The sequence below is a fragment of the Sphingomonas kyungheensis genome, assembly GCF_037120395.1.
Taxonomy (GTDB): Bacteria; Pseudomonadota; Alphaproteobacteria; order Sphingomonadales; family Sphingomonadaceae; genus Sphingomonas; species Sphingomonas kyungheensis.
Genome location: NZ_JBBBDM010000001.1, coordinates 388,005 through 414,252, shown reverse-complemented (window position 1 = coordinate 414,252; position 26,248 = coordinate 388,005). Strand labels below are relative to the sequence as shown.

General features: G+C 69.0%; 22 protein-coding genes and 1 pseudogene. 10 read left to right on the top strand and 13 right to left on the bottom strand.

Translation table 11 applies throughout. The features are described 5' to 3' along the window. The gene (locus tag V8201_RS01945) at positions 1 to 1,680 is read right to left on the bottom strand and encodes an amidohydrolase (RefSeq protein WP_336544336.1); all 1,680 of its coding nucleotides are present in this window, start codon (positions 1,678 to 1,680) and stop codon (positions 1 to 3) included. A gap of 55 nt (positions 1,681 to 1,735) precedes the next feature. On the opposite strand from V8201_RS01945, the gene V8201_RS01940 reads away from it, so the two are divergent. Next, positions 1,736 to 2,974, top strand: a complete 1,239-nt coding sequence (locus V8201_RS01940; protein WP_037533895.1) for a threonine ammonia-lyase — start codon at positions 1,736 to 1,738, stop codon at positions 2,972 to 2,974. Positions 2,975 to 3,230: 256 nt separating this feature from the next. Here V8201_RS01940 and V8201_RS01935 read toward each other — a convergent pair whose 3' ends face one another. Beyond that, positions 3,231 to 3,473 carry a hypothetical protein gene (locus V8201_RS01935; protein ID WP_037533893.1) on the bottom strand — a complete coding sequence of 81 codons (243 nt, stop codon included), beginning with the start codon at positions 3,471 to 3,473 and terminating at the stop codon, positions 3,231 to 3,233. Positions 3,474 to 3,696: 223 nt separating this feature from the next. Here V8201_RS01935 and V8201_RS01930 point away from each other — a divergent pair, with 223 nt between their 5' ends. Then, positions 3,697 to 4,461: an arginyltransferase gene (locus V8201_RS01930; protein ID WP_037533924.1), complete on the top strand. Its 765-nt coding sequence runs from the start codon at positions 3,697 to 3,699 to the stop codon at positions 4,459 to 4,461. 6 nt (positions 4,462 to 4,467) lie between these two features. On the opposite strand, the gene V8201_RS01925 is transcribed toward V8201_RS01930, so the two are convergent. The 6 genes from V8201_RS01925 to V8201_RS01900 form a co-directional block, all read right to left on the bottom strand. After that, positions 4,468 to 5,406: a cell wall hydrolase gene (locus V8201_RS01925; RefSeq protein ID WP_336544335.1), complete on the bottom strand. Its 939-nt coding sequence runs from the start codon at positions 5,404 to 5,406 to the stop codon at positions 4,468 to 4,470. A 109-nt stretch (positions 5,407 to 5,515) separates the two neighbouring features. Further along, positions 5,516 to 7,603 carry a catalase gene (locus tag V8201_RS01920; protein WP_336544334.1) on the bottom strand — a complete coding sequence of 696 codons (2,088 nt, stop codon included), beginning with the start codon at positions 7,601 to 7,603 and terminating at the stop codon, positions 5,516 to 5,518. Positions 7,604 to 7,689: 86 nt separating this feature from the next. Beyond that, positions 7,690 to 8,490 (bottom strand): transglutaminase family protein, encoded by an 801-nt coding sequence (locus V8201_RS01915; protein ID WP_336544333.1) that lies wholly within the window; start codon positions 8,488 to 8,490, stop codon positions 7,690 to 7,692. Next, positions 8,490 to 9,425, bottom strand: a complete 936-nt coding sequence (locus V8201_RS01910) for an alpha-E domain-containing protein (protein WP_037533922.1) — start codon at positions 9,423 to 9,425, stop codon at positions 8,490 to 8,492. Before V8201_RS01910 ends, V8201_RS01915 begins: the two co-directional genes overlap by 1 nt. Beyond that, on the bottom strand, positions 9,425 to 10,930 hold the full coding sequence (locus V8201_RS01905; RefSeq protein WP_336544332.1) for a circularly permuted type 2 ATP-grasp protein: 1,506 nt from the start codon (positions 10,928 to 10,930) through the stop codon (positions 9,425 to 9,427). The genes V8201_RS01910 and V8201_RS01905 overlap by 1 nt, the downstream gene beginning before the upstream one ends. A 120-nt stretch (positions 10,931 to 11,050) precedes the next feature. Next, entirely contained in the window at positions 11,051 to 13,045 is a 1,995-nt protein-coding gene (locus tag V8201_RS01900) for a protein-disulfide reductase DsbD family protein (RefSeq protein ID WP_336544525.1), read from the bottom strand. 91 nt (positions 13,046 to 13,136) lie between these two features. Here V8201_RS01900 and V8201_RS01895 point away from each other — a divergent pair, with 91 nt between their 5' ends. The 4 genes and pseudogenes from V8201_RS01895 to V8201_RS01880 all read left to right on the top strand — a co-directional run bounded on the left by V8201_RS01895 (position 13,137) and on the right by V8201_RS01880 (position 16,204). Then, positions 13,137 to 14,798 carry an alkaline phosphatase family protein gene (locus V8201_RS01895; RefSeq protein WP_336544331.1) on the top strand — a complete coding sequence of 554 codons (1,662 nt, stop codon included), beginning with the start codon at positions 13,137 to 13,139 and terminating at the stop codon, positions 14,796 to 14,798. 97 nt (positions 14,799 to 14,895) lie between these two features. Continuing rightward, positions 14,896 to 15,705, top strand: a pseudogene (locus V8201_RS01890) (sialidase family protein); the annotation flags it as partial. 73 nt (positions 15,706 to 15,778) lie between these two features. After that, complete coding sequence (locus V8201_RS01885) at positions 15,779 to 15,958, top strand: hypothetical protein (protein ID WP_336544537.1); 180 nt, start codon at positions 15,779 to 15,781, stop codon at positions 15,956 to 15,958. 6 nt (positions 15,959 to 15,964) lie between these two features. Beyond that, on the top strand, positions 15,965 to 16,204 hold the full coding sequence (locus V8201_RS01880) for a hypothetical protein (protein WP_336544536.1): 240 nt from the start codon (positions 15,965 to 15,967) through the stop codon (positions 16,202 to 16,204). Between the two features lie 52 nt (positions 16,205 to 16,256). Here V8201_RS01880 and V8201_RS01875 read toward each other — a convergent pair whose 3' ends face one another. After that, on the bottom strand, positions 16,257 to 17,183 hold the full coding sequence (locus tag V8201_RS01875; protein ID WP_037533880.1) for a right-handed parallel beta-helix repeat-containing protein: 927 nt from the start codon (positions 17,181 to 17,183) through the stop codon (positions 16,257 to 16,259). A 667-nt stretch (positions 17,184 to 17,850) separates the two neighbouring features. On the opposite strand from V8201_RS01875, the gene V8201_RS01870 reads away from it, so the two are divergent. From V8201_RS01870 to V8201_RS01860, 3 genes are all read left to right on the top strand, one after another. Continuing rightward, on the top strand, positions 17,851 to 19,059 hold the full coding sequence (locus V8201_RS01870) for a cation:proton antiporter (RefSeq protein ID WP_336544330.1): 1,209 nt from the start codon (positions 17,851 to 17,853) through the stop codon (positions 19,057 to 19,059). A 28-nt stretch (positions 19,060 to 19,087) separates the two neighbouring features. After that, positions 19,088 to 19,246: a hypothetical protein gene (locus V8201_RS01865; RefSeq protein WP_153810794.1), complete on the top strand. Its 159-nt coding sequence runs from the start codon at positions 19,088 to 19,090 to the stop codon at positions 19,244 to 19,246. A gap of 219 nt (positions 19,247 to 19,465) precedes the next feature. After that, a complete protein-coding gene (locus V8201_RS01860) occupies positions 19,466 to 19,714 on the top strand; it encodes a hypothetical protein (RefSeq protein ID WP_271299447.1) in 249 nt (82 codons plus the stop codon). Between the two features lie 51 nt (positions 19,715 to 19,765). Here the strand turns inward: V8201_RS01860 and metH are convergent, their stop codons facing one another. The 4 genes from metH to V8201_RS01840 all read right to left on the bottom strand — a co-directional run bounded on the left by metH (position 19,766) and on the right by V8201_RS01840 (position 25,770). Beyond that, the gene (gene metH / locus V8201_RS01855; protein ID WP_336544329.1) at positions 19,766 to 22,444 is read right to left on the bottom strand and encodes a methionine synthase; all 2,679 of its coding nucleotides are present in this window, start codon (positions 22,442 to 22,444) and stop codon (positions 19,766 to 19,768) included. 145 nt (positions 22,445 to 22,589) lie between these two features. Then, positions 22,590 to 23,636, bottom strand: a complete 1,047-nt coding sequence (locus V8201_RS01850) for a homocysteine S-methyltransferase family protein (RefSeq protein WP_037533874.1) — start codon at positions 23,634 to 23,636, stop codon at positions 22,590 to 22,592. A gap of 215 nt (positions 23,637 to 23,851) precedes the next feature. After that, positions 23,852 to 24,793: a methylenetetrahydrofolate reductase [NAD(P)H] gene (metF, locus tag V8201_RS01845; RefSeq protein ID WP_037533872.1), complete on the bottom strand. Its 942-nt coding sequence runs from the start codon at positions 24,791 to 24,793 to the stop codon at positions 23,852 to 23,854. Beyond that, positions 24,790 to 25,770 (bottom strand): ArsR/SmtB family transcription factor, encoded by a 981-nt coding sequence (locus V8201_RS01840; protein WP_037533870.1) that lies wholly within the window; start codon positions 25,768 to 25,770, stop codon positions 24,790 to 24,792. Before V8201_RS01840 ends, metF begins: the two co-directional genes overlap by 4 nt. 104 nt (positions 25,771 to 25,874) lie before the next feature. Between V8201_RS01840 and V8201_RS01835 the strand changes: the two genes are divergently transcribed. Continuing rightward, a complete protein-coding gene (locus tag V8201_RS01835) occupies positions 25,875 to 26,246 on the top strand; it encodes a hypothetical protein (protein WP_037533916.1) in 372 nt (123 codons plus the stop codon). Positions 26,247 to 26,248: the final 2 nt, after the last annotated feature.

The following is a 26,248-nucleotide window of genomic DNA, read 5'->3' as shown; positions in this document are numbered from 1 at the left end:
CTACTTGCGCTCCCAGACCTTCCGCCCGCCGACCCAGGTTTCCTGCACGCGCGTCGCGCGCAGGTCGGCGGGGGAGGCGAGCAGCGGGTCCTGATCGACGATGACGAAGTCCGCGTCGAGCCCGGGGGCGAGCCGGCCGATCCGGTCCTCGGCGAAACCGGCATAGGCCGCGCCGCCGGTGAAGGCCCACCACGCCTGTTCGCGCGTCACCGCCTCCTCGGGCCGCCAGCCCCCCGACGGCTGACCGTCGGCACCCTGGCGGGTGAAGGCCGCCGCCCAGCCTGCCCAGGGATCGGGCCGCTCGACCGGATAGTCCGACCCGAAGGCGAGCTTGGCACCGTTGCGCAGCATCGACGCCCAGGCATAGGCCCCGGTCAGCCGCGCCGCGCCGAGCCGCGCCTCCGCCATCGTCCGGTCGCTGGTCTCGTGCGTCGGCTGCATCGACGCGATCGTGCCGTAGCGGCCGAAGCGCGGCAGATCGACCGGATCGATGATCTGCGCATGTTCGACCCGCCAGCGCCGGTCGCCCTTGTAGGTCTGCGCCATCTCGTCGATCGCATCGAGCACCTCGGCATTGGCGCGGTCGCCGATCGCGTGGACCGCGACCTGATAGCCGTCCATCGCCGCGCGGCTCATCAGGTTGCGCAGCACCGTATCGCTCATGAAGCCCGCGCCCGACTGGCCCGGCGCATCGGCATAGGGCGCCTTGAGCCACGCCCCCCGCGAACCCAGCGCGCCATCGGCATAGAGCTTGACGCCGACCAGCTTGAGCCGGTCGCCGTACAGCCACGGCGTGGGCCCGGTGCCGCCGATCTGCACCGTCGTGTCGACGCCCATGCCGTAGCTCATGATCCGCACGCGCAGGCCGCCGAGATCGCCGATGCGGCGATAGGTCAGCCAGTCCTCGATGGTCGTGCCCATGTCGGCGGTGGCGGTGACGCCGTAACCGAGCAGGATCGTCTGCGCCTTGAGGAAGGCGGCGTTGCGATCCTTGCCGAGCGGCTGCGGCACCACCTTGGCGACGAGCGCCTGCGCGGCGTCGACGAACACGCCCGCGGGCTGGCCCCCTGCCCCCTTTTCGATCCGCCCGCCTGCGGGCGAGACGCTCTTGGCGGTGACGCCCGCCGCCTTGAGCGCGGCGCTATTGCCCCAGCTCGCATGGCCGTCGGCGCGGGCGAGCCAGACCGGCCGGTCGGGCACCGCCGCGTCGAGCTCGGCAGCAGTCGGGAAGCGGCCGAGATTCCACGCCTCCTGGTTCCAGCCGCCGCCGATGATCCAGGCGCGATCCGGATTGGCGCGGGCATAATCGGCGATCTTCGCCTGCGCCTCGGCGAGGCTCTTCGTCTCCGACAGATCGAGTTCGAGCGCGCGGAAGCCCAGTTCCATGACGTGGCCGTGCGCGTCGATCATGCCGGGCAGCAAGGTCTTGCCCTTGAAATCGGCACGCCAGTCGAGCTTGTCGGGCCGCTTGTCCTTGGCGCTGAGCAGCCGCGCGACATGGCCGTCGGGCGTGACCAGCATCGCCTGGAAGCGGACGACCTTGCCGTCCTTGTCGAGCGTCATGCCGTTGACGTTGTCGACCAGCCCGTCCGCCGCGGCGACTCCGGGCAGCAGCGCCGCCGCCAGCGTGAGGGTCGTGATCGCCGTCCCGGCGAAGGTGCTGAAAAGCCGTCGTGCCATGCCGTGCGCATAAGCGCTGTTCCCCCGCTGCACCAGATGGTCTAGCGGGACCGATATGGCCACGAACCCTGCCGCCGCCGCGCTGCCCGTATCGATCGACGACGTCCGCGCCGCCCATGCCCGCATCCGCGACAAGATCGTCCGCACGCCGACGCTGATCAGCCGCACGCTGAGCGAGATGACCGGCGCCAACGTCTACCTCAAGTTCGAGAATCTGCAGTTCACTGCGGCGTACAAGGAGCGTGGCGCGCTCAACACGCTGTTGCAGCTGTCGCCGGAGGCGCGCGCCAAGGGCGTCATCGCCGCCTCGGCGGGCAATCACGCGCAGGGCCTCGCCTATCACGCCAACCGGCTCGGCATTCCGGCGACGATCGTCATGCCGCGCACCACGCCGACGGTGAAGGTGATGCAGACCGAGGGCCATAAGGCGACGGTGGTGCTGGAGGGCGAGACGTTCGACGCCGCCTACGCCCATGCCCGCGTGCTCGAGGCGGAGCGCGACTTCACCTTCGTCCACCCGTTCGACGATCCGCGCGTCATCGCCGGCCAGGGCACCGCCGCGGCGGAGATGCTGGAGGACGTGCCGACGCTCGATACGCTGCTGATCCCGATCGGCGGCGGCGGGCTGATCTCGGGCACCGCGATCGTCGCGCGTGCGGCCGATCACCCGATCGAGGTGGTCGGCGTGCAGGCCGAACTGTTTCCGTCGATGTACAATCGCATCCGCGGCACCAGCCTGCCCTGCGCCGGCGATACGCTCGCCGAGGGGATTGCGGTCAAGGAGCCGGGCGGGATCACCGCGCGGATGGTCGCCGAGCTAGTCGACGACATCGTGCTGGTCGGCGAGCGCAACCTCGAAGAGGCGGTCAGCCTGCTGCTCCAGATCGAGAAGACGGTGGTCGAGGGCGCCGGCGCCGCGGGGCTCGCCGCACTGATGGCCTATCCCGAGCGGTTCCGCGGGCGGACCGTCGGTATCATCCTGTGCGGCGGCAATATCGACACGCGGCTGCTTGCCAACGTGCTGCTGCGCGACCTCGCCCGGTCGGGGCGGCTGGCACGCCTGCGCGTGCGCCTCCAGGACCAGCCGGGCGCGCTGTTCCACGTCGCGCGCATCTTCGACGCGCAGCGCGTCAACATCATCGAAGTCTATCACCAGCGCATCTTCACCTCGCTGCCGGCCAAGGGCCTGTTCACCGAGATCGAATGCGAAACCCGCGACCGCCCGCACCTCGACCGGCTGATCGCGGCGCTGCGCGAAGGCGGGTTCGAGACGAGCATGATCGAGCAGGCGTAGGCCGGCGGGGCTTCCGTCGGGAAGCGATGGACGTCCTTTGGACCGATCGCCCGACTAAGCCCTGCCCTTATTCGGCGCCGCGCGAAGTATCAGTGCTCCGGCGAAGGCGGGAGTTCAGTATTCTTGCCATGAGCGGTTGTCCTGCTCGGCCACGGGATCCCCGCCGGCGCGGTTAAGCTGGGGCTGCCAAGACACCGGACGCAAAAACGGGGGCCGCGCCGTGGCGCAGCCCCCGTTCGAAAGCATAAGCCGAAGCTTAGTTGCTGTCGGCGTTGTCGTCCTGCACGACGGCGACGACGCCGATCGCGACCACGCCAGCGACGATCAGCGCGGCGAGCAGACCGCCACCAGCCAGGTCGCTCTTCTTCGCCGACGGCGCGCTGGCGCGGACCGACTTGGCAACCGACAGCGACGCGGCGGGGTTGGCAGGAGCGGCGCTAGCAGCGACCGGGGCGGCAATCATCGCCAGGGCGGCGAGCGAACCAGCAAACTTCGACATAAACAGAAAACTCCAAGCGGATTGGATACCGGGAACGAGCGGTTACCAACTTTGTTCCTGCGGTGCAACATTGACTTGATCTGACGGCAAGCCAACGCACGAAAAGACAATTAGCCGCAAATTAACCGTTTCCGACCGGAAAGCCACTTTGCAAGGCGGCACGCTTCTTTCATAGGTCGGGTGGTACCGCTTCGCGCGTGACGTTCCCAGGAGATTGCCGGCGGTGACTGCGCCATTCCGTTTTCCGCGCTTCTTCGTCACGACGCCCGCACCCTGCCCGTATCTGCCCGGGCGGCAGGAACGCAAGGTGTTCACCGAATTGAGCGGCCCGCATGCCAGCGAACTCAACGACGCGCTGAGCCGGATCGGCTTCCGTCGCTCGCAGGGGGTCGCCTATCGTCCGTCGTGCGCAGGCTGCACCGCCTGCGTCTCGGTCCGTATCGTCACCCAGGCGTTCACGCCCAATGCCAGCCAGCGCAAGCTGCTGCGCCGCAATGCCGATCTCGACATCGCGATCTGCCGGCCGTGGGCGACCGACGAACAGTTCCAGCTGCTGCGCCGCTACCTCGCCGCGCGCCACCCCGGCGGCGGCATGGCCGGGATGGACGAGGACGATTACGCCGACATGATCGAACATTCGCCGGTCAATTCGATGATCGTCGAATATCGCACCCGCACCGCCGACGGGTCGCGCGGCGAACTGGTCGGCGCCTGCCTCACCGACCGGCAGGCGGACGGCCTGTCGATGATCTACAGCTTCTTCGCCGCGGATACCGAAGGCGGCGACGGTCGCCCGGGCCTCGGCAACGTGATCATCATGGATCACATCATGCGCGCGCGCGAATCGGGACTGCCCTACGTCTATCTCGGCTATTGGGTGAAGGGCTCGGCGCGGATGGCGTACAAGACGCGCTATCGCCCGCTGGAGATGCTCGGGCCGAACGGCTGGCGGCCGCTCAGCGACGCGGATCTCGCCGCCGCGGTGTGACACCGCTCAGCCGGGATCGCTTTCCTCGCCGACCGTCGCGCCCTCGGTGACGACGCGCGTCGGCGCGACGCTGCCGAGATGGACGCGCACGCCCGCGGTAACCGTCATCCGCGGCGCCGCGACGGCAATGGCGGTGCCGGCCGGCGAATCGGGGCGGACGATCGCGGCGAGCTGCCCGCGATGGACGGTGACGCCGCCATCCTCGCCGCTGTCGCGATAGAGCGCCGCGGTCTGCGCGACCGGTTCCGACGGCGCCGCGAGCGGCTCGACGCCGGCATAAGCGGCGCGGAAGCTCAACGCCCCCTCCATCGCGCCGCGCCAGCGGTAGAAGATGTGCGCGCCGACCGAGCCGATCCGCGCAAGGCTCGATGCCCACCACGGCAGGATCGCGCTGGTGTGATAGAAGGTCGCCCCACCGATCGGCGCATAGACGCTGCCGGCGAGCGCCGCCTCGGCGACCGCGCGCGCCCGCGCCCACGCACCGGGTTCGCGGCGATAGGCCATCGATCCGTCGCAGGTGAAGGAGAATTGGCAACCGGTGCGCCGGTTCGAACCCTGGAAGACGACGCCGCAGACGCTGTGCGGGAAAGCCCGGTCGCGCACCCGGTTGAGCACCACCTGGGCGACCGCGCGCTGACCGTCGAGCGGTTCGGAGCGCGCCTCGTAATAGACCGCGGCGGTCAGGCAGTCGCTGGCGCGCGCCGCATCCTCCGCGCTCGCCGCCTGGGCGAGGAAGGCGGGCGCGGCCTGCGGATTCGCCGCACCGTCGTCTTCCGCGGCGAGCGAGGCGCGCAGCGTATCGGGCAGACCGTCGAGACCGGGGGTGTCGAGCGCGAGCGCGCGCAGCAACTGGCGCGGGCTCGGCGCCGGCACCGCCTGCGCGACCCGCGTCGCATCGTTGCCGGAGGGCATGCAGGACGAGGTGACGAGCAGCGTCAGCCCCATGAATGCCTGCCCGAAGAAAGAGATATGCCGCCCGCTCACCGTATGACGGGTAGAGCGGGCGGCTTATGATAGGGTTAATGGCGGCAGCTGGGGCTGCCGCCCGGGGCCGTTACGCCAGCGTGCGCACCTTCGCCTCGCGATCCCAATAGCGCTGCTTCGCCGCCTCGACGAAGCCGGCGAGATCGGTAACGCCCTCGTCCGCCTCGACGCCCGCCTTGTCGAGCAGCGGCTTGGCCGCCTCGTTCGCGCCGATCGCCTTGAGGTGACCGAAGGCGTCCATCACCCACTGGACCGCCGCGCCTTCCTTGACGAGCTTGGCCGCCGCCGCGTCGGACAGGATTACCGCGCAGGCATCGACCGTCACCGAAGGCTGGCCGAACAATTGCGCATCGGCGGCGATCGTCGATCCGTCGGAGAGCGGCACCTTGCCGACCTTGGGCGCGATCGTCATCGCATGACCACCGGCCGCCTTGACCGCATCCTTGAGCGTGGCGAGCGCCGCCGCATCGCTGCCGTCGGCGATCAGGATGCCCACGGTGCGCCCCTCGAGCGTATGCTTTTCGAGCGGCCCGCGGATGATGCGCAACGCCGGCGACACCGCCATGTCGAGCACCGGCGCGGCGGTCGGGGCGGCGTCCGGCAGATCCATCGCCAGTCCCTCGGCGACGCGCGTCGCAAGATCCTCATCGACGTTGCGCAGGTTGGCGAGCATCGCGGTGCGGATATGGTCGAGGCTGACCTTCGACAGTTCGAACACCAGCGCCGATGCGATATGCGCCTGTTCCGCCGTATCCATCGAGCGGAAGAACAGCCGCGCCTGGCTGTAATGATCGGCGAAGCTCTCGGGGCGGATACGCAGCTTCTGTCCCTGCTCCTCCGACGGGAAGGTCTTGTAGCCCTTGGCCGGGTCTTCGCGCGCGCCCGCCTCTTCCCCTGCCTTGGCGAGGCTGTTGGGCTCGTAGTTGGCGCGTCCCTTGGGCACCGCCATCTGCATGTGGCCGTCGCGCTGCTGGTTGAGGAACGGACAGCCTGTCGCCGCCTCGCGGCCCTTGGCGGCGTTGATCGGCAACTGGTGGAAGTTGACCGAGCCGAGACGCGACAATTGCGTGTCGGTGTAGCTGAACAGCCGACCCTGCAACAACGGATCGTTGGAGAAGCCGATGCCCGGTACGACATGGCTCGGCACGAACGCCGCCTGCTCCGTCTCGGCGAAGTAATTGTCGGGATAGCGATCGAGCACCATCTTGCCGACGATCTTCACCGGCAGGACTTCCTCGGGGATGATCTTGGTCGCGTCGAGGACGTCATAGGGCTGGCTGTTGGCGAAATCCTCGTCGAACAACTGCACGCCGAGATCCCAGGTCGGGTAATCGCCGCGCTCGATCCGCTCGAACAGGTCGCGGCGCTGGAAGTCGGGATCGGCACCGGCGATCTTCACCGTCTCGTCCCAGATCGTCGAGGCGAGGCCGGCGCGCGGCTTCCAGTGGAACTTGACGAAGGTGCTCCTGCCCTCGGCGTTGATGAAGCGGAAGGTGTGGACGCCGAAACCTTCCATATTGGCGAAGGTGCGCGGCAGCGTGCGGTCCGACATCGCCCACATGATCATGTGCGTCGCCTCGGGCATCAGGCTGATGAAGTCCCAGAAGGTGTCATGCGCGGTCGCCGCCTGCGGATAGCCGCGGTCGGCCTCCATCTTGGCGGCATGGATCAGATCGGGGAATTTGATCGCATCCTGGATGAAGAAGACCGGGATGTTGTTGCCGACCAGGTCCCAATTGCCTTCGCGCGTGTAGAATTTGACCGCGAAGCCGCGCACGTCGCGCGGCGTGTCGACCGATCCCGCGCCACCCGCGACGGTCGAGAAGCGGGTGAACACCTCGGTGCGCTGGCCCTTCTTCTGGAACAGGTCGGCGACGGTGATGTCGGCGAGGCTTTCGGTACATTCGAAATAGCCGTGCGCCGCCGAACCGCGCGCATGGACGATCCGCTCTGGAATGCGCTCGTGATCGAAATGGTTGATCTTCTCGCGATAGACCTCATCCTCGAGCAGCACCGGGCCGCGCGCACCGGCTTTCAGCTGGTTCTGGTTGTCGCTGATCGGCGTGCCGTGATTGGTGGTGAGCACCGGATGGTCGGCGTCGGTGGTCTGATGCGTCTCGCCGCCGTTGCCGGGGTTGCGGGCCAGGGTATCGGTCATGATCGGAAATCTCGCTTCGCAGGGATCTGCGCTCACTCAACGAAGCTGATCGAAGTCGGTGCCTTCGTGACACCGAGTTTAATGCCCTACTGGGCGGATACGGTGACCGCGACGTCGAGTTCCTCCTCGCCCTCGCCGAGCCGCGATCCCGCCACCGGCGCCGCGCCCGCCGCATCGAGCGCCGCGGCGACGCGGACGCTCTCCTCCTGCGGCGAGCGGCCGGTGAAGGGATCGAAGCCGACCCAGCCGAGCCCTTCGACGAAGGCCTCCGCCCAGCCGTGCGGGGTCGGCCGCGTCGCGCCCTCGACGATGCTGTAGCCGGTGACGTAGCGCGCCGGCACGTCGAGCGACCGCGCCGCCACCGCGAAGATCTGCGCGAGATCGCGCGACGTCGCGGTCGGTCGGTCGAAGGCCGCCGCGGCGCTCAGCCCCGGCTCCGGCCGCGCGCGGTCGGCGGTGAAGCGCGCATGGATCGCGCGGTTGAGCCCGTGCAGCATGCCGACGACGCCATCCGCCGCGGCGGTGATTCCGGCGGCGAAGGCGGCGATCGCCGGATCGCGCGGCGTCGCCTCGGTCGCGCGCAGGAAGACGGCGGGCGGCAGCGCTTCTGACACGCCGCGCACCACGCCGTCGGAATGGCTGGTCAGCACCTCGCCGCGCACCGCGATCTCGATGTCGGCGATCGGCCCCTCGGCGTAGAGCATCGTGATTGCATTGCCGAAACCGTCGCGCCCGCGCCGCATCTTGACGTCGCAATCGACGTCGATCCGCCAGCGCGCCACCGTCTGGTCGTGGCTGTTCTCGGGCGTCATGCGCAGCATCTGCACCAGCCGGCTCTGCGGCTCGCTGAAGCGGTAGACGGTACGGTGATCGATCGACAGGCGCATCAGCCGAACCGGAACTGGCGGCCGATCGCTTCGTGCAGCTGGCCGTTCTCGCGGATGAAGGCTTGCAGATATTGGTGCAGGCCGCTGGCGATGACCTCGCCCGAGCGGGTCTTGCCGAGCCGCGTCGCGCGCATCCGCGCCATCCGGTCGGCCTCGCCATGGCTGCCGGTGCGTTCGGCGAGCAGGCCGAGCAGCTCGACCGTCGTGTCCGCCGAGGCCATCAGGCTGCGCGGCAGGTCGCGGCTGGCGATCAGCAGGTCGATGACGTTGGCGGGGACCAGCCCGTCCGAATAGAGCCAGCGATAGGCGGTCACCGCTGACACCGTCTGCAGGATCGTCGTCCATTGATCGCGATCGACGACGCCGCCGACCGTCTCGCCGGCGGGGAGCAGGATATGATATTTGACGTCGAGCAGCCGCGCGGTGTTGTCGGCGCGCTCCACGGCTTGCCCCAGCCGGATGAACCAATGCGCCTGATTGCGCAGCATCTGGTGCACCGCGCCCTCGAAACCGCGCGTCTCGTTCTTCACCGCCTCGACCAGGCTGAGCGTCGCCTGCGTCTCGCCGATCTGGCGGCGGTTCTCGAACACCAGCCAGGCGCGGTTGATCGCGGTCCACGCCTCGCGGCTCAGCGCGGTGCGCACCGCCTTGGCGTTGGTGCGCGCGCGGTCGAGGCAGCGGATCACCGAGCCGCCGTGCCGCGTGTCGAGCGCGAGGAAGCGCACCACGTCGGTCTGCGTCAACTCGCCGCCGAACGCCGCAAAGTCCGCCTCGGTATCGGTCACCGCCAGCGCCGACGACCAGGCGACCTCGCCCGCGGGGCGCGACGACATCACGTCGAGCCGCACCGTCGCCTCGATCAGCCGCGCGTAGAAATCCGCGCGCTCGATATAGCGGCCAAGCCAGTAGAGCGACGACGCGGTGCGCGAGAGCATCATGCGCCGCCTCCCTGCCGCTGCGTCATCCCGCCCATCGTCTGGGTCTGCGACTGCCCCGCAGGCTCCGCCATCAGCACGAAACTGTCCTTGGTGCCGCCGCCCTGGCTCGAATTGACGACCAGCGATCCTTGCTTGAGAGCCACCCGCGTCAGCCCGCCGGGCACCACCTGCACGCCGTTCGATCCGGTCAGCACGAACGGGCGGAAGTCGACGTGGCGCGGGCTGAGCCCGCTGTCGGCGAGCGTCGGTACGGTCGACAGCGCCAGCGTCGGCTGCGCGATATAGCGATGCGGCTCGGCGATCAGCGCGGCGCGGAAGGCGTCGATCTCGGCGCGGCTCGCGGTCGGGCCGACCAGCATGCCGTAGCCGCCCGATCCGTCGACCAGCTTGACCACCAGCTCGTCGAGATGGTCGAGCACGTAGCGCAGCGCCTTCGGCTCGCGGCAGCGCCACGTCTCGACATTGGGCAGCTTCGCCTCGCCGCCCGAATAGAAGCGGACGATCTCGGGCATATAGCTGTAGATCGCCTTGTCGTCGGCGATGCCGTTGCCGGGCGCGTTGATGATCGCGACATTGCCCGCGGCATAAGCGGCGATCAGCCCCGGCACGCCGAGCATCGAATCGGCGCGGAAGACGAGCGGGTCGAGATAATCGTCGTCGACCCGGCGATAGATGACGTCGACGCGCACCCGCCCGGCGATCGTGCGCATCCAGACGTAATCGTCGTCGACGACGAGATCGGCCGCCTCGACCAGCTCGATCCCCATCGAATCGGCGAGGAAGCTGTGTTCGTAATAAGCGGAATTGTAATGACCCGGCGTCAGCACGACGCAGACCGGCCCCGCCGACCCGCCGCGCACACCCGGCGGTGCCACCGATTTCATCGTCGCGAGCAGCCGGTCGGGATAGCTGTCGACCGGCTCGACGCGGTATTCGCGGAACAGCTCGGGGCACAGCCGCACCATCGCCTCGCGATTTTCGAGCATATAGCTGACGCCCGACGGCGTGCGCGCATTGTCCTCGAGCACGAAGAATTCGTCGGGGCCGGTGCGCACCAGGTCGATGCCGCAGATATGCGCCCAGATGCCGTGCGGCGGGCGCATCCCGGCGATCTCCGGGCGGAACTGCGGATTGCCGAGGATCAGGTCGGGCGGCAGCACGCCTTCGGCCAGGATGCGGCGCTCGCCGTAGATATCGTCGAGGAAGGCGTTGATCGCCTCGACGCGCTGCACCAGTCCTTCGGACAGCCGTGCCCATTCGTCGGCGAGGAAGACGCGCGGGACGATATCGAACGGGATGATCCGCTCGCGGGTATCGCTGTCGCCATAGACGGCGAAGGTGATGCCGAGCTGGCGGAAGGTCGTTTCCGCCGCCTCCTGACGGCGGCGCAGTTCGTCGTCTGGGGTCTGGTCGAGCCAGCGACCGAGCGCGGCGAGCGCGGGACGCGGCGGCGCCTCGCCGGACATCCCCATGATCTCATCGAACGCCGGTCGTTTCCCCATCGGAACGGTAAAGCCCTCCTCCGCCTGCCGGTTCCATGCTGCGGGCAATCGCTGCGTCGCACAAGAGGCTTACGACGGAAGTAACCGCCTAAATCCGCTCCGTTCCGAGACCGATGGCGATCACCGCAGGGTCGTCAGCATGCCTGGCGTCAGCACCTGCGGCAGGACGCGTGGCTCCGCCGCCCCCGGTGCGTAATAGAGGTAGAGCGGCACCCCGGCGCGATTGTGCGCCTGGATGAAGCGGCCGAGCGCGGGATCGCCGTCGGTCCAGTCGCCGACCAGCACCGCGACCTTGTGCTTTGCGAAAGCGGCGCGCGTCGCCGCGGTGTCGATCGACGAGGCTTCGTTGACCTTGCACGACAGGCACCAGTCGGCGGTGAAATAAGCGAACACCGGCCGCCCCTGTCGGCGCAGCGCGGCGAGTCGCGCCTCGCTGAACGCATCGCCGCCGACCGCGGCGGGCTTGGCCGCGCCGCCGGTCAGCGCCGCGGCGAGGCCGGCGGGGAGCAGCAAGGCGGCGAGCGCCAGCGCCCAGCCGAAGCCGGCACCGCGCCGCTGCCGTGCGCCGCCGAGCGACAGGACGAGGCCGGTGACCACCATCGTCGCGATGCCGATCGCCAGTCCCATCGTCCCCGCCTGCCGCCACGCCAGCCACAGCAGCGCCAGCACGGTCAGCGCCATCGGCACCGCGAGGATGCGGCGGAACCGCTCCATCCACAGCCCCGGCCGCGGCAGCCGCCGCCGCAGCGCCGGCACGAAGCCGATCGCGAGGAAGGGCAGCGCCAGCCCGATCCCCAGCCCGGCGAACACCGCCAGCGCCGCCGGCCACGGCAGCACCAGCGCTGCGCCGAGCGCCGCGCCCATGAACGGCCCGCTGCACGGCGTCGCGACGAAGGCGGCGAGCGCTCCCGTCGCCACCGATCCCGCCGCGCCGCCATGGCTGGCGAATTGCGGCACCGGGATCTCGAACCGCCCGGCGAGATTGAGCGTGATCGCGAAGGTCAGCGCGATCAGCAGCACGACGATGCGCGGGTCCTGCAACTGGAACGCCCAGCCGACCACCGAACCGCCGGCGCGCAAGGCCAGGATCAGCCCGCCGAGCGCAACGCACATCAGCACCGTACCCAGCAGATAGCCGAGCGCATCGATCCGCGCCGCGCGCTCGTCCTCGCCGCCGCGGGCGAGATGCAGCGCCTTGAGGCTGAGGATCGGGAAGACGCAGGGCATGACGTTGAGGATCAGCCCGCCGAGCACCGCCCCGGCGAAGGCGAGCAGCGCCGCCGCCCAGCCGCTGCGATCGCTCGCCTGCGCCACCGTCCCCGCCGTCGCATGGATGCTGAGGCCGAGATCGGGTCCGATGCGCAGCACGCCCGTGATCGGCCCCTTGGGCGCACCCTTGGTGGCGATCAGCAGCCGGTCGCCGTCGCGCGTCACCGTCTGCGGCGCGGCATAGGTGATCATGTCCGGCCCGAACGGGAAGAAGGCGGCCTTGTCCACCTTCGCCGCCGCCGGCAGCGGCACGGCGATAACGAGCGCGCCGTCCTTGACCTGATAGGTCCCCGCCGCGTCGAGCGGCTTGGGGATGGCGGCGCGCCAGCGGTCGAAGTCCGCGCCATGCGCGGGCGCCCCGTCGCCGACGACGAGGTCGAGGTCGAGCGTCTGCTGCTCGGGCACGCAGATCGCATTGGTGCAGACGAGATAGTTGATCGCAAGCTTGATCGGCAGCGGCGTGCCCTTCGCAAGACCCGCCGGCACGCGCAGGCTGACCAGCGGCGCATAGGGCGCTTCATAGACGTAGTTCATCAGCCCGGCGACGAGCAACGTCGTCGGCACCGGCCATTGCACCTCGCCGCCGAGGCTGGCGCCCTTGGGCAGCGTCCAGTCGAACGCCGGGGCGAAGCCGGCATCGCCGGGATTGCGCCAATAGCCGTGCCAGCCCGGCGCCGGCCGCGTGTCGATCGCCAGCGTCACGCTCTGGCCGGCACGCGGCGCGTCGCTGTCGGCGACGAGTCGCATCGCCAGATGTTTCGGCCCGTCCGCCGGCGCGAGATCGGCATGCGCCGCCCCCGTCCAGAACAGCGCCAGCGTCATCAACACGCAACACAGCGCGCGCATCGCTTTCACGGCGGCATACCGCCCGACCTGAGTTGCCCGATTCATCGCCGACCGCCATAGCGGCGCCGGCCCCGCAAAACGAGTGTTCCCGATGAAAGCGCTGATCGCCGCCGCCCTGCTTGCTTCTTCCGGCTTCGCGGCCACCGCCGCCGCCCAGTCCGTGCCCCCGGCAGCGACGCCCGCGCCCGTCGCCACCGCCGCAGCGCCGACCACGCCGCCACGGCTGATCGTCGCGATCTCGGTCGATCAATTCTCCGCCGATCTGTTCCAGCAATATCGCAACCATTTCACCGGCGGCTTTGCGCGGCTGCTGACCGGCGCGGTCTTCCCCTCGGGCTATCAGAGCCATGCCGCGACCGAGACCTGCCCGGGCCATTCGACCATCCTCACCGGCATGCGCCCGGCGCACACCGGCATCGTCGCCAACAACTGGATCGACCAGTCGGTCGCGCGCGCCGACAAGACGGTCTATTGCAGCGAGGACGAGACCGTCCCCGGCACCGACCACAACAATTACGTCGTCAGCGACAAGCACCTCAAGGTGCCGACGCTGGGCGAGATGATGAAGGCGGCGCACCCGGCGACGCGCGTCGTCTCGGTCGCCGGCAAGGACCGCGCCGCGGTGATGATGGGCGGCCACAAGGTCGACGAACTCTGGTGGTGGGACGGCAAGACCTACAGCAGCTACGCCGGCCGCGCGGTGCCGCGCGCGGTGCAGCGCGGGCGCGACGCGGTCGCCGCGATGGTCGCCAAGCCGCAGCCGGCGCTGCCGCTGCCCGGATTCTGCCAGCCGCTCGACCGGCCGATCACCGTCGCCGGCACCGTCTACGGCCAGGGCCGGTTCGAACGCGCCGCGGGCGACCTCAAGGCGTTCCGCGCCTCGCCCGCCAGCGACGCGGCGGTGTTCGCGATCGCCGCCGGGCTGATCCAGGACATGAAGCTCGGCCGGGGCGAAACCACCGACATCATCGACATCGGCGCCTCGGCGACCGACTATATCGGCCATTCGCTGGGCACGCAGGGCACCGAAATGTGCATCCAGATGGATCAGCTCGACCAGACGCTCGCCAGCTTCTTCCAGACGCTCGACGGCTGGGGCCTCGATTACGAGGTGGTGCTGACCGCCGACCATGGCGCGCACGACATGACCGAGCGGCAGCAGCAGCATGCGATGCCGATGGAGAGCCACGTCTCCGGCGACGCGACGATCAAGGCGGTCGATGCCGCGGTCTCGGCGGCGCTCGGGCTCAAGGGGCCGGTGCTGGTCGGGGCGGAGGGCGACGTCTATCTCGCCAAGGGCCTGTCGCCGGCGAATCGCGCCCGCGTGCTGGCGGAAGCGCAGAAGCGCTTCGCCGCGCAGCCGCAGGTCGCCGCCGCCTTTACCCGCGCGCAGATCGCGGCGCAGCCGTTCGCGACGACCCCGCCCGAAACCTGGACTTTGCTCGAACGTGCCCGCGCCTCGTTCAACCCCGCCGTGTCGGGCGACCTGCTCGTCCTGCTCAAACCGCGCGTGACGACGATCGAGACGCCCGGCCCGGGCTATGTCGAGACGCACGGCAGCCCGTGGGATTACGATCGCCGCGTGCCGATCCTGTTCTGGCGCAAGGGCATGGCCGGCTTCGAACAGCCGCTGTCGGTCGAGACGGTCGACATCGCGCCGACGCTGGCGGCGACGATCGGCCTGCCGGTGCACGGCCTCGACGGCCGCTGCCTCGATCTCGATCCGGGCGCGGGCGACACCTGCGCGCGGTAAGGGGCGGCAAACCAACGCGGGGGTAGCCAGCCCCCGCGCTTCCCCCCGCCGCCACACCGATGCTAACGCACCCGTCCCCGCCGGCATCGGAACCCTTATGATAGCCATATCCGCGCTGCTCATTGCCGCCGCCTCGCCGATCGTGAGCAGCGCGTTCATCGATCCCGCGCCGCCGTACCCGCAGGCGCATGCCTCGACGCTCGCCGAGCTGCCCGACGGGACGATCGCCGCCGCCTGGTTCGGCGGCAGCGGCGAGAGCCGGCCGGACGTCACCATCTGGTTCGCCCGCCACGACCGCTCCGGCTGGAGCAAGCCGGTCAGCGTCGCCGACGGGCGCAGCGCCGATGGCCAACGCTACCCGACGTGGAACCCGGTGCTGTTCGCACCCCACGGCCAGCCGCTCCACCTGTTCTACAAGGTCGGGCCGAATCCACGCGCCTGGTGGGGCATGGAGATCGTGTCACGCGACGGCGGCCGCCACTGGAGCGCACCGCGCCGCCTGCCCGACGGCGTGCTCGGTCCGATCAAGAACAAGCCGGTGGTGACGCCGGAGGGCGCCTGGCTCGCTCCGTCGAGTCGCGAGGAGGGCACGCCCGAGCACAATCGCTGGTTCCTGCGCATGGAACGCTCAACCGACGCGGGTGCGAGCTGGCAGGTCGGGCCGCCGATCGCCTCGCCGATGGGGATCGAGGCGATCCAGCCGAGCGTGCTCGTCTATCCCGATCGCCGGCTCGAGCTCGTCGCGCGCACCCGGCAGGGGGCGCTGGCGATGAGCTGGTCGCGTGACGACGGGCGCAGCTGGTCGCCGCTCGCCGCGATCGACCTGCCCAATCCCAATGCCGGCACCGATGCGGTGACGCTCACCGACGGGCGGCAGCTGATCGTCTACAATCACAGCGCGCACTGGCCCGACCGGCCCGGCGACGGCCCGCGCTATCCGCTCGCCGTCGCGCTGTCCGACGACGGCGTGCTGGCAGCCGGTGCTGACGCTGGAAAGCAAGCCGCGGCCCGACGGCTATGCCTATCCCGCGGTGATCCAGAGCCGCGACGGGCTGATCCATATCAGCTATACGTGGAACCGCACGCACATCCGCTATGTGGTGCTCGATCCGCGGCGGCTGCGCGTCGCGCCGGGACCGTCAGACCGCGTCGCACGTTGAGCGGTCATGGCCAGGCACCATCCCCACCAGCCGAACGCCCAGCGCGCGGCGTTCACCCTGCGCCTGGGCAAACGCAGCCGTGTGCGCGCCGAGCTGACGATGACGCCGGCCGGGCTGCTCTCGGTCGGCGCGCTCGTCTCGTCGATCCTGCTGTCGACCGCGGTGATCGTCCGCACCGCCCGCCGACCGGCGGAAGTTCCGCCCGCGCTGCCCGACGAGGGCGAGACGATAGAGCGCCTCCGCTGATTCAATACATCGCCGTCAGGCGGTTACGAGCTCGACGAAGCGACCGCCGCGCTCAGCGCGTCTCGAACATCCGGATCCCCGCCCCCAGCCGGTTCGCGCCGACCGCCAGCCGCTCGTGGCTCAAGTCGGCGACGAAGGCCGGGTTGCCCGGCGCCCCCGGGGCGAGGCGCGCGTCATTGTCCTCGATGCGCAAGCCCGCCGACGGATAGGTCCGGGCTTCCGCCGCCACCACGATCAGCCCGCTGCTATTCTCCTTGCCGCGCCCCTGGACGAAGCTGTTGCGCGCGATCAGCCCGCGGGCGCCATCCGGCAGGTCGATCATATAGTTCGTCTTGCGCCCGGCGGTGTCGTCAAAGCTGTTGTCGGTGATCGTCACGTTGGGGACGCGCAGCTTGACGTAATGGCCGCCGGTGCCGCGCTCGAAACGCGAACGGGTGATCGTCACCTGCCCGCGATTGGCGAGGTAGATGGCGTGCGCGCAATTGGGTGCCTCGTCGCACTGGCCGAGCCCGGCGAAGGTCGAATGATCGATGGTAATCCGCTGCCCGGTCGGCTCGCCGCCGAGGATGCCCTCCTGACTGTCGAGGAACATCGCATTGCTGACGGTGAGGTCGCCCATCTCGGTCCGGATGCCCGCGCCATTGCCATCGGCGACGCGATAGCCGCGGAACACCAATCCGTCGACGCGCGAGCCCTGCCCGCGAAGCACCAGCGCCGCCTTGTCCTCGCACGTCTGCTTCTCGAAGATCGCGGTGCCCGGCGTCACCGCCTGATAGGTGATCCGCCCGCCCTGCTGCACCGCGCATTGCCGATAGACGCCGGGCGCGATCCGGATCGTCGCGGTGCCCATCCGCACCGACGAGACCGCCGCCTGCAGATCGTCGAACCCCTCGCCCGTCTCGGCGATGGTGAACGGCTTGCCGCTTTGCGCGAAGGCGGGAGCGGCGAGCAGGGCGAGCGCGAGCAGCAGACGGGTCATGCCGCGCACCTTATCGCCTCTCGCGCCGCGCCGCCGCAGCGATCCGCACGCGCGGCGTCCCGGATTGATGCAAGGATGCGCCGGCGGGCGCTGTCGCCGAGGGCGCTTCGCGTGTCTGGCAGGCGCCAAGGCCGGTCGGCAGAACCGGTGCGTAAAACGCTGAAGCTGATACTTATCTAGTATTCCCGCGCAGGCGGGAATCCAGTGGCCAAGCAGAGCGACGGCTGGCGTGGGAAGAAGCACTGGCTCCCGTTTGCGCGAGACCTCTGCGAAACCCCCGTCGTCATGCCGGACGTGTTCCGGAATTCACTGTTCCGTAAGAGCGAAGGCGTTGTTTACGCGGCACGGTGGACCCCGGAACACGTCCGGGGTGACGACGCATTTTGGGCGAGGCCAGGACTGTTGCAGAGGTCTTACTTCCGCGGGAGCACTGGTGGGACCTGTGCTAGACACCCGCGATGACGAGCGCGCAACGGCCAAGACGGACCGAGGCTAGCCATCATCCCGACGCGTGACGCGCCCCTCCGGGACGATACGGCCAGATCGCCAAAGAGGCGTCCGGCCGACACCCGCATCAACCAACTGATGATTGCGCTCCCAGCACCGCCTCGGCTAACCCCTTGAGCAAGGGAGACGGCGGCCGGGGGGCCGCACGGGGGGGGATTCGATGCACGCCATGTCGCCGACGGAGATCTTTCTCCTCGCCATCCTGATCATCTTCACGCTGCCGTGGCTAATCTGGCGCGTCGGGCGGACCGATTATTGGGCGCCGCTGGTCGTCGTGCAGATCATCGGCGGCATCCTGCTCGGACCGGGGGTGGTCGGCGCGATCTTCCCCGATTATTATGCCTTCGTCTTCGCCCCGGCGACGATGGGCGCGCTCAACGGCATCGCCTGGTGGTCGGTGATGCTGTTCGTCTGGGTGGCGGGGCTCGAACTCGACATCGGCGAGGCGTGGCGGCGGCGTGGCGAGACCGGGATCACTGCCGGCCTCGCGCTCGGCGTGCCGTTGCTCGCGGGCAGCGCCGCGGCGCTGCTGATGCTGCGCTATCCCGGCTGGCGCGGGCCGCTCGGCGCGGAATGGCAGGTGGTGCTCGGCATCGGCATGGCCTGCGCGGTCACCGCGCTACCGATCCTCGTCCTGTTCATGGAGAAGCTCGACATCCTGCGCGCGCCGTTCGGCCAGCGCGTGCTGCGCTATGCCAGCCTCGACGATATCGCGATCTGGGGCGTGCTCGCGCTGATCCTGCTCGACTGGGAGCGGGTCGGCCGGCAGGTGGGGTTCCTGATCGGGTTTGCGGTGGCGACCTGGGCGATCCGCCGCCTGCTGCGCGCGCTCGGCGAGAATGATCGCTGGTATGTCGGGCTGATCTGGCTGGCGCTGTGCGGCTTTGCGGCGGACTGGGCGGGGCTGCACTTCATGGTCGGCGCATTCCTGGCCGGCGCCGTGCTCGACGCGCATTGGTTCGGCGAGGCGCGGATGGACCGCTTCCGGCAGACGATCCTGCTCGCCGTGATGCCGGTCTATTTCCTGTCGACCGGCCTGAAGACGCAATGGGGCGTCGGCGGCGCTTCGGTGTTCGCGGTGGCGGCGCTGCTGCTCGCCGCCTCGGTCGGCGGCAAGCTCGCCGGCATCCACCTTGCCGGCCGCATCCTCAAATGGCCCAAGGGCGATGCGCGCGCGATCGGCTGGCTGTTGCAGACCAAGGCGCTGATCATGATCATCTTCGCCAACATCCTGCTCGACAAGCAGATCATCACGCATGAGACGTTCACCGCATTGCTGCTGATGGCGGTGGCGAGCACGATGATGACGATCCCCGTCGTCGCGCCGATGCTGAAACGCGACGCCTCGCTGCGCCGTCGCGGGTCCTGACCGCGGCGGGGCCGGACCGATCGGGGTCATGACATGGCTCGCCGAATGGGCGGCGGAGGCGGCGCTGAGCGTCTGGACCGAGGTCGTCCGCTTCACCTACCGCCATCTGGGCTGGGCCGGCGGCATATTGGCGACCCTCCTGCCGCCCGCCTTGGTGGGAATGGCCTTGTGGCTGCTTCTGCGCTGAGCGTGCGCCCGCTCAGCGGGACGGACGACATGACGCGACCGGTCGATCCGTCCGAATTGGCACGATCGGCCGCTCAATGGCGGTTTTCACCGACCGGCGGCGCAAGCGACCAATTGGCTGGCCGAAATAGCGTGGCTTTTCCAATCCCCGGTGTCTGGCACGACTAATGCACCAGCCCCGATGTCGCTGCACCCGCAGCCGCATCAGCAAGGGGTCATCATGTTCGTCGCCATCCGTATCACCGCCGCGCTCGCCGCCACGACCATCGCCGCCGCCGGCCCGGCGCTCGCGGCCAGGAAGCCGCCGGTCGTCATCGTACCGGCGCGGGTCATCGCCGATCCCGCCGCCAAGATCTGCATGCCGCGCACCACCAGCCCGCTGCTCGCCAAGGACAAGACGCTGCCGGACACGCTGTGCCGCACCGTCGCCGGCTGGGCGGACTATGGCGTGACGATCCGCGCGAAATGATCCGCCGCCCCGGTCCCTCCCTTGCATGGGGAAGGATCGGGACGGATCGGCTCAATCCAGATTGGGCCGCAGCCAGCGTTCCGCCTGCGCCACCTCGACGCCGCGCCGCGCGGCATAGTCCGCCACCTGATCCTGGCCGATCCGCGCGACGCCGAAATATTCCGCCTGGGCGTGGCCGAAGTAGAAGCCGCTGACCGCCGCGGTCGGCAGCATCGCGAAACTGTCGGTCAGCTCCAGTCCGACGTTCGCCTCCGCGTCGAGCATGTCGAACAGCGTCCGCTTGAGGCTATGCTCCGGGCAGGCGGGATAGCCGGGCGCGGGGCGGATGCCGCGATATTGTTCGCGGACCAGCGCCTCGTTGGTCAGCTGCTCGTCGGGGGCATAGCCCCACAGCTCACGGCGGACGTGCGCGTGCAACGCCTCGGCGAAGGCCTCGGCAAGGCGATCCGCCAGCGCCTTCAGCAGGATGTCGTTGTAATCGTCATTGTCCGCCTTGAAGCGGGCGATATGCGCGTCGATGCCGTGGATGCCGACCGCAAAGCCGCCGATCCAGTCGCCCGCCGGATCGATGAAATCGGCAAGGCAAAGGTTGGCGCGCCCCTCGCGCTTGGCGATCTGCTGGCGCAGGAAGGGCAGCCGCACCGTCGCTTCGCCGCTGCGGTCGAGATTGGGGATGTGGAAGCCCTCGGGGATGCTCGCGCCATCGGGGCTGCGGTGCGATTCGCGATGCTCGGTATAGACCCACACATCGTCGTCATGGCGGTGGCAGGCCCACAGGCCGGCGACGCCGCGCGCGGTCAGCCATTTCTCGGCGACGATCCGGTCGAGCATCGCCTGTGCATCCGCGTACAGCGCGCTCGCGCTCGCGCCGACCACCGTATCGGTAAGGATCGCGGGGAAGTTGCCGGCGAGTTCCCAGGCGCGGAAAAACGGCGTCCAGTCGATATACTGGCGCAGGTCGGCGAGATCCCAGTCGTCGAAGACATGCACGCCCGGCCGCGCCACCGGCATCGCCTTGAGCGCCATGTCGGCGACGAAGCCGCGCGCCCGCGCCTCGGCGAGCGGCAGCAGGTCGTTCTGCCCCTTGTTGGCGCGCGCGATCCGCACCTTCTCGTAATCCTCGGCGACGCTCGCGACATAGGCGTCGCGCTGCGTGTCGGAGACGAGCGTGGTGGCGACGCCGACCGCGCGGCTGGCGTCGAGCACATGGACGATCGGCCCGTCATAGGCGGGCGAGATGCGCAGCGCCGTATGGACCTTGGAGGTCGTCGCGCCGCCGATCAGCAGCGGCATCGTCATGCCGGCGCGCTTCATCTCCTCCGCCACCGTCACCATCTCGTCGAGCGACGGGGTGATCAGGCCCGACAGGCCGATCATGTCGGCGTCATTCTCGTTCGCCGCCGCGATGATCTTCGACCAGGGCACCATCACGCCGAGATCGACGACGTCGAAGCCGTTGCACTGGAGCACGACGCCGACGATGTTCTTGCCGATATCGTGCACGTCGCCCTTGACCGTCGCCATGACGATCTTGCCCTTGCCCTTGGCGCCGGGTTCCTTGGCGGCCTCGATGAAGGGGAGCAGGTGCGCGACCGCCTTCTTCATCACGCGCGCGCTCTTCACCACCTGCGGCAGGAACATCTTGCCCGATCCGAACAGGTCGCCGACGACGTTCATCCCGTCCATCAGCGGCCCCTCGATCACCTCGATCGGGCGGGCGAATTGCTGGCGGCATTCCTCGGTATCGTCGACGACATGCGCGTCGATCCCCTTGACCAGGGCATATTCGAGCCGCTTGGTGACCGGCAGGCCGCGCCATTCGGCCGCCGCCTTTTCCGCCACCGCATCGGTGCCGCGGTATTTCTCGGCGAGCGCGACGAGCCGGTCACCCGCCTCGGCATCGCGGTTGAGGATGACGTCCTCGCAGGCGGTGCGCAATTCGGGATCGATCGTATCATAGACGTCGAGCTGGCCGGCGTTGACGATCGCCATGTCCATGCCCGCGGGGATGGCGTGGTAGAGGAACACCGAATGCATCGCGCGGCGCACCGGCTCGTTGCCGCGGAAGCTGAACGACAGGTTGGACAGGCCGCCGGAGATATGGACGTGTGGGCAGCGCGCCTTGATCTCGCGGCACGCCTCGATGAAGTCGACCGCGTAATTGTTATGCTCCTCGATCCCCGTCGCCACCGCGAAGACGTTGGGATCGAAGATGATATCCTCGGGCGGGAAGCCGATGCCCATCAGCAGGTCATAGGCGCGCGCGCAGATCTCGACCTTGCGGTCCTTGGTATCCGCCTGGCCGACCTCGTCGAACGCCATGACGACCACCGCTGCGCCATAGGCCATGCACTTGCGCGCATGGTAGAGGAACGCCTCCTCGCCCTCCTTCATGCTGATCGAATTGACGATCGGCTTGCCCGAGACGCATTTGAGCCCGGCCTCGATCACGCTCCATTTCGAGCTGTCGATCATGATCGGCACGCGCGCGATATCGGGCTCGGCGGCGATCAGCTTGAGGAAGGTGGTCATCGCGTGATGCGCGTCGAGCAGGCCTTCGTCCATGTTGACGTCGACGACCTGCGCGCCGTTCTCGACCTGCTGGCGCGCGACCTCGACCGCGCGCGTATAGTCGCCCGCCATGATCATCTTCTTGAACGCCGCCGATCCGGTGACGTTGGTGCGCTCGCCGATATTGACGAACTGGGCGGAGGACGTGGTGGTCATCATCATTCCTATTCCTCCCCGGCACGGAGAGGGGGACCGCTCGGCGTAGCCGAGGGGTGGAGGGGGCTCTCCACCAGCGTTGTCTTTCGTGGAGAGCCCCCTCCACCAGCCTCCGGCTGGTCCCCCTCCCCGTTCCGGGGAGGATGTTTTATGCTGCCATCGTGAACGGCTCCAAACCGGCGAGGCGGGTGCGGACCGGCGGCACCGGCAGCTGCCGCGGCGCGACACCGCGCGCCATGTCGGCGATCGCCTTGATATGGGCCGGCGTCGAGCCGCAGCAGCCGCCGAGCACGTTGACCTGCCCCGCCTGCGCCCATTCGCCGACCAGAGCCGCGGTGGTCGCCGGCGCCTCGTCATAGGCGCCGAGCTCGTTGGGCAGGCCGGCATTGGGATAGACCATGATCAGCGTGTCGCAGATCTCGCTCAGCGTCTTGACGTGCGGGCGCAGCTGCTCGGCGCCGAACGAGCAGTTGAGCCCGATCGTCACCGGCCGGGCATGGCGCACCGCATGCCAGAAGGCCTCGACGGTATGGCCCGACAGATTGCGCCCGCTGAGGTCGGTCAGCGTCATCGACAGCATCAGCGGCAGGTCGCGGCCGAGATCCTCGGCAGCCTCGATCGTCGCCATGATCCCGGCCTTGGCGTTGAGCGTATCGAACACCGTCTCGATCAGGATGAAGTCCGCGCCGCCCTCGACCAAGGCGTCGATCTGCTCGCGATAGACCTGCTTGAGGTAATCGAAGTCGATCTCGCGATAGCCGGGATCGTTGACGTCGGGGCTCAGCGACAAGGTCTTGTTGGTCGGGCCGATCGCCCCGGCGACGAAGCGCGGGCGGCCGTCCTTCGCCTGATATTCGTCGGCGATGCGGCGGGCGAGCCGCGCGCTTTCCAGGTTGATCTCGCGCACCAGCCCTTCCGCGCCGTAATCGGCCTGGCTGATGCGATTGGCGGAGAAGGTGTTGGTCTCGGCGATGTCGGCGCCCGCCTCGAAATAGGCGCGGTGGATCGCCTCGGGCACCTCGGGCTTGGTCAGCGCGAGGATGTCGTTATTGCCCTTCTGGTCGTGGCCGAGCTGGAGCGTGCCGGCATAATCCGCCTCGGACAGCTTCCAGTTCTGGATCTCGGTACCGAAGGCGCCGTCGGTGATCAGGATGCGCTTGGCGGCCTCGCCGAGAAATGTGTCGCGTGTGGTCATGTCAATCTCCGATCCTCCCCGGCACGGGGAGGGGGACCGCTCGGCGCAGCCGAGGGGTGGAGGGGGCTCTCCACGAACGATATCGCTGGTGGAGAGCCCCCTCCACCATGCGTTGCATGTCGCACAGGAGGAATTGCCCCCGGCAATTCCAGCCATGTCCGGGGGGACATGGCGACCCGCACGACCCTCCCCGTGCCGGGGAGGAATTACCGTCGCTACGCCGCCGCCGCGCTCGCCACCGGCTTCGACCGCACGCCGAGCAGGTGGCAGATCGCGAACGCCAGTTCCGCGCGGTTGAGCGTATAGAAATGCAGCGACTTCACCCCGCCGGCATACAGCTTTCTAGACAATTCCGCGGCGAGCGTGGCGGCGATCAGCTGCCGCGACGCGGGATGATCCTCCAGCCCCTCGAACAGCCGCGCCATCCACGCCGGCACGTCGGTGCCGCACATCTTGCTCATCTTCACGACGCTGGCGAAATTCGTGACGGGCATGATCCCCGGCACGATCTCCGCATCGATCCCCGCCGCCGCGACCTTGTCGCGATAGCGGAAGAAGGTCTCGGGCTCGTGGAAGAACTGCGTGATCGCGCGCGTCGCGCCGGCATCGAACTTCGCCTTGAGGTTGTCGATATCCGCGGCCATGTCGCGCGAATCGGGATGGCATTCGGGATAGGCCGCGACCGAGATCTCGAACGGGTGCAGCCGCTTCAACCCCGCGACCAGCGCCGCGGCATTCTCATAGCCGCCCGGATGGCTCGCGAACTTCGCGCCGGCCGCGGGCGGATCGCCGCGCAGCGCGACAATATGCCGCACGCCCGCCGCCCAATAATCCTCCGCGACCTGATCGATCTCCGCGCGCGTCGCCTCGACGCAGGTGAGGTGCGCCGCCGCGGCCAGGCTGGTCTCGCGCTGGATGCGCGCCACCGTCGCATGGGTGCGCTCGCGCGTCGATCCGCCCGCGCCATAGGTGACGGAGACGAAATCGGGCGCGAGCGGTTCGAGCGTGCGCACCGCTTCCCACAATTGCTCTTCCATCTTCTCCGTCTTGGGCGGGAAGAATTCGAACGACACGGCGATGTCGCCCGCCACGTCCGCGTAAAGGGGCGCCTTGAGCGCGATCTGCGCCTCTTCGAGCTGGGTCACCGAAATCGTCATGCCGCCCCCACCGTTTGTCCGACCCTCGTCATCGTCACCTCACGCAGGCTCGCACCGGCTTTGCGCCCGAGCCACAATGTCACCGTCAATTCGCCGCCCTTCAGCGTCTCGGTCCGCGCCAGCGCCAGCCCGGCATTGCCGAACCAGCCGGCGATCTGCTCGTCGGCGAAGCCCAGCCGGGTGTGCGCGTCGCGTGTGCGCAGATCCTCGCGGTCGTGCGGCGCGAAGTCGACGATCAGCAACCGCCCGCCCGGGCCGAGCACCCGCGCCGCCTCGGCGATCGCGGCGCCGGGCTGCTGCGCGAAATGGAGCACATGGTGCAGGATCGCGACATCGGCTGCGCCGTCCGCCATCGGCAGCGCATAGAGGTCGGCCTGCCGCAATTCGGTATTGGCGCGATCGTGCAGCTTGGCCCGCGCGAGCCGGAGCATCTCCGACGAACGGTCGATGCCGAGCGCGCTGTCCGCCTGGTCGCCGAACAGTTCGAGCATCCGCCCGGTGCCGGTGCCGATGTCGATCAACTGGCCGAGCGGACCATCGCCAAGCACCTCGGCCATCGCCGCCTCCACCTCGCTCTCGGCGACATGGAGCGAGCGGATCGCGTCCCATTCGTCGGCATGGCCTTCGAACCATTGCGCCGCGCTCGCCGCGCGATCGGCGCGGACCGCGGCGAGGCGCGCGGCATCGGCGACCGCCCAATGATCGGGCTCGGTCCGCTGCCATTCGTCGATCGCCGCCGCCACCGGCGCCGTCGCCGCGGCGCGGCCGAGCGCGACGAATACCCAGCTGCCCTCCTTGCGCCGTTCGGCGAGGCCGGCGTCGCACAGGATCTTGACGTGGCGGCTGACGCGCGGCTGGCTCTGCCCGAGGACCTGCGCAAGCTCGCCGACCGACAGCTCCATCGTGCGCAGCAACGAGAAGATGCGCAGCCGCGTCGCATCGGCTAAGGCACGGAAGATGTCGAGCGCGAGGGTCATGTCGCATCAACATATAAAGATATCTTTATATGCGGTCAACGCGGACCCGAAGCCGCCGTGCCGCGTTGCCCAGCGCTATGATCCGATTCTACCGGGAGAAGACGATGAAGCGTTTGTTGATCCTCGCCGCGCCGCTGGCGATCGGCCTCGCCGCCTGTAGCCAGAACGCCCAGGACCAGACCGAACAGGCCGCCAATGCCATCGCCGCCGATACCGAGGCAACGACGCGCAATGCGGTGAGCGATGTCGATGCCGCCACCGACCGCGCCTTCGGTTCGGCCGAACGCCACCTCGACAATGCCGGCGCGGCGATCGACCGGGCGGGCGACAATATCGACGCCAACGCGGATCGCGCCGGCGCGCGGATCGACCGCGGGGCGGATCGCGCCGGTGCGGCGATCAGCAACGGCGCCGATCGCGCCGCCGATGCGACCGGCAACACGCTGGAGCGCGCCGGCCGCGCGATCAAGGACTGAGC